Origin of the sequence: Pararhizobium antarcticum, from assembly GCF_001885585.1 — a bacterium.
Classification (GTDB): domain Bacteria; phylum Pseudomonadota; class Alphaproteobacteria; order Rhizobiales; family Rhizobiaceae; genus Pararhizobium; species Pararhizobium antarcticum.
In genome coordinates this window covers 1-3447 of record NZ_LSRP01000017.1, presented here as the reverse complement: position 1 = coordinate 3447, position 3447 = coordinate 1, and the positions used below count along the sequence as shown (strand labels likewise).

The window sequence follows — 3447 nt, the reverse complement described above, 5'->3', positions numbered from 1 at the left end:
ATGCCGTAGACTGGCCAAGGACCTCGAAAACCTGTCAAGAAATGCGCTTGCCTTCCTCAAATTAGCCTCCATCCGCCTCATGCTGCGAAGGCTATGTTCAAAATGAGAAAGTGTTCGGACGGACTCTGAGAGATTCTGACTTTGTCTGCGGCTCGAGTTCCACGACGTCAGTGTCAGTTTTTTTTGCGCGTTTCGGCTCAGCCTTGGACACTTGCGACAATGGCTTCATCATTTTTGCGCCGGCTTCGAGTTGCGGTGACAACGGCCTCCAATAGGCCTGTGTCACTACCCCCGCTCCGAAGGCAGCCAAAATAACTAGCGCCATGAAAGCCCGCTGCGTTGCTCGGTTGGCCTCACTCAACATCCGACTTTTCAGATCATCACGCACCCCCCGCAGCTCGAGCAGAAGGGCATCATCGATCGCGGTCGGCGTCTCTTGGGTCACAGCTGTTTTCCTTCGAACAGGGACAAGAACGATGCGCGCTCAAAATCGGGTGCGCCATGCATTAGGTTATTGCGTTACAGTTCCTGCTTTCTCTAACCACTGGCTGGCTTCGCTGATATTGACTGGTGTTCCGTAGCCAATCTGTAATGCTATGGCGTACCGCTCGAACGCCGGCGGATAACCGGCCTTTGCTGCCTTTGCGATCCATTCGGTACTTTTGGCATCAGATTGACCAAATCCGTTTGACCCCGCGGCATAGGCATCGGAGATGAAGACCATCGCCTCGCCGTCGTTTAGATTGCCAGCCTTCAGCATCCATTGTTGCACCAGGTCCCCGTCCGCGTTGGTGCTGGCATAAAGTTCAGCAATCGCCTTGGCCGCCGATCCTGATCCAGACAATGCTGCAAGCTTCAAAGGCTCCAACACGGCCCTCAGAACGACATCGGGCGCTTTTCCAGTTTTTTTATAATCCAAGGCAAGCTCGGCAACCGATTTGATTGCACCTTGGTCCCCAGCCCTCACTGCCAGAGTAAGCCATTTAACCGCCTCATTAAAGTTTGCGGGTAAAATCGCGCCTTCGATATACATTCGTCCTACTTCGCGCATAGCCTCGACTTTGCCAGCTTGCGCAGCCTTCAACATAACGGACGGTCCCGACACCGCATCACTGCCAACCATCTCGGCATTCATCAAGACATTTGCAAGCTGATACAAGGTGCCCGCGTCGTCGGTTGGTATTGTCAGGGCCCGATGCACGATGGCCTGAGTGTGCGTTTTGAGGCTTGGCTCATTGATGATTGCGGCCGCTACGGCGACCTGCTCCTTGATATCGCAAAGCGGCTGCTTCAGGGCAAACACAAGCTTCTCAACACGTTGCTTCGGCTCTGTGGCAATGGAGGCTTCCTTCAAAATCGCTCGGATGTTCCCCGTTTGAGCTGCGCGGTCGAGCCATTGTCGCCAATCCAGGCCACCGCTTTGCTTTGTGGGAACGCGGTAGTCGGCGAGTTGCAACATCGATCCGCCGTGCCCCGCCACTCCTGCCTGAACAAACAGTTCCAGTGCTCGGGGCGCATTCGGAGGAATTCCGTCTGCCCCTTTGCCGTAGAGCTTCGCAAGCTCAAAAAGGATCGAGGTGTCGCCGGTTGACAGGCCTTCAAGAAGAAGCTTTTCGGCGGCAATCATATTGGCGCGCTCACCCTTTGCGATTTCCATGCGCGCAAGCAGCAGAAGAGCCTGGCTTCGCTCGTTGCCCGGAGCAAGCGCATCGGTATACCAGCGATCAGCCAGCCCGAGATCGATGTCGGTCCCGATCCCTCTGCGATAGGCATCAGCCAAGTACACCATTGCCTGGCGATCACCGAGTGTCGCTGCGCGTCTGATGTTGCGAAAGAAGGTGTTGCCACCTTCCTCAGCATCGGCAAGCAGCGCTCTTTTGCCAATCTCGATCAGGCTGGGCCGGTTGCCGGTCGCCGCCGCGCGAGCCAACCAGCGAAAGCCAATTTCCGGATTGCGATCGACACCGACTCCACAGGAATAGGCGTCGGACAACGCCGCCATCGCCTCACTGAAGCCGTTGTTGGCAGCGCGGCGCAGAACCGCCACAGGATTGGATTTGAAGTCAACGCTGCCCCGGTTGTCGTTTATAAGCGTGAACATCTCAAAGGAAGCGGAGTCTGACCCCATGTTCGAGGCCTGGCTCAAATAAGCGATCGCCTTTTCCAAGTTCCGTGCCGTACCCAATCCATGGGCATAGGCGATGCCAAGTCGCTTGAGGACGTCACCGTCCACAACAGCATTGTGGGAGGCTTTTTCAAGATTGAAGAACATTGCGGCATTATCGGGTGGCCCGCCAAAGTCGCCCCGTGCAACATTTGCCAATATCTCGTAGGCGCGCCCATTTCCGCGCTCTGCTTCAATCCGCAGCCATTGCTTGGCATTGTCCAGCGCATTCGGGAGGTCGGTATTCTCCAAATACAGTCGCGCAAGCAACAATCTGCTTCCCGAACTACCCTTCTCCGCAGCTTCACGCAGTAGCGCGATTGCTTTTGCTCGATCGACCGGTACACCTTCGCCCACCATGTAGCGCCGAGCAAGACGTTCGATAGCTGTGAAATCCCCTGTTTTGGCCGATGCCTGCAACCACTTTGTCGCAATCACGGGGTCGAACAGGCCAAAGTCGTCGCTTCCGTAAATCCCCGCGAAAATATTCAGAACGTCACACTGTCCTGTATTGAGCTTTTTGGAAAGATTGGTGACTGCCCGATTAAAAAGTACGGGAACAGCGTCGCCGCTCGGCGCCAGTTCGGGCGCGCTGATATAAAGCCTTGCCAACAAAAGCGAGGCATTCGGGTCACCTGCGTCCGCGGCCCTTTTGAAGTATTGTTCCGATTTCAGGAGGTCCTTCGCCACAAGCAAACCATCGCCATACAGGCGACCCAGGAAGGTTGCGCCTTCAAAGAAGCCATGATCTATCCCCTCCTGCGCCAAAGTGACTGCGCGAGCGACGTCCACCGGTCCGGATGCCGGGTCAACCAGAAGTGATGCAAGCAATGCCGAAGCGCGCGGCGCGAAGGAATAGTTCTGCGAGCGCAGATATTCAAGCATGCGGCGCGCAACAACTTTATCGCGGGGAACTTTTCCATTGCCGGTTATGTAGGATTGGGCATCCAAAAGGACGCTATCATAGCTGGAAGCCGAGGATGTCCGCCCGTCCCACTTGGTCCAGTCCGTGGAAAGAGTACGGTCATTTCTTTTGTTGCAGATTGGGGCATAGTCGAAGTCGGCACTGAGTGGCACCACCAAGTTCGACGACACCTGGGCTCGTGCTTGTGACGGATTGCTCGCCAGTGCCGACGCAGCAACGATTGTAGCGACTATTATTCGGCTGACCACGCGGCCAGTATGACGAGTGAACAGGGGGGGGGAATTAATTTTGGTCATAAAGCGGTCCTTCCGCCAATCGAGAATCGCAAAATGTCGATAAATTTCGATGCTGGGTCTTG

Annotated in this window: 2 protein-coding genes and 1 pseudogene; 1 reads left to right on the top strand and 2 read right to left on the bottom strand. The window is 55.5% G+C overall.

The window, feature by feature from the left end; all coding sequences use genetic code 11:
• Positions 1 to 106 (top strand): annotated as a pseudogene (locus AX760_RS26585) (IS5/IS1182 family transposase); the annotation flags it as partial.
• Here AX760_RS26585 and AX760_RS02780 read toward each other — a convergent pair.
• Together AX760_RS02780 and AX760_RS02775 are read right to left on the bottom strand one after the other, a co-directional pair.
• Positions 98 to 445, bottom strand: coding sequence for a hypothetical protein (locus AX760_RS02780; protein WP_071831316.1), 348 nt, complete (start codon positions 443 to 445; stop codon positions 98 to 100). The pseudogene AX760_RS26585 and the gene AX760_RS02780 sit on opposite strands and share 9 nt — an antisense overlap.
• Before the next feature lie 66 nt (positions 446 to 511).
• Positions 512 to 3385: a tetratricopeptide repeat protein gene (locus tag AX760_RS02775; protein ID WP_083557733.1), complete on the bottom strand. Its 2874-nt coding sequence runs from the start codon at positions 3383 to 3385 to the stop codon at positions 512 to 514.
• Positions 3386 to 3447: the final 62 nt, after the last annotated feature.

Excerpts from the sequence above, each read along its gene's own strand:
- AX760_RS02775 (WP_083557733.1), bottom strand. The coding sequence starts at position 3,385 with ATGACCAAAATTAATTCCCCCCCCCTGTTCACTCGTCATACTGGCCGC.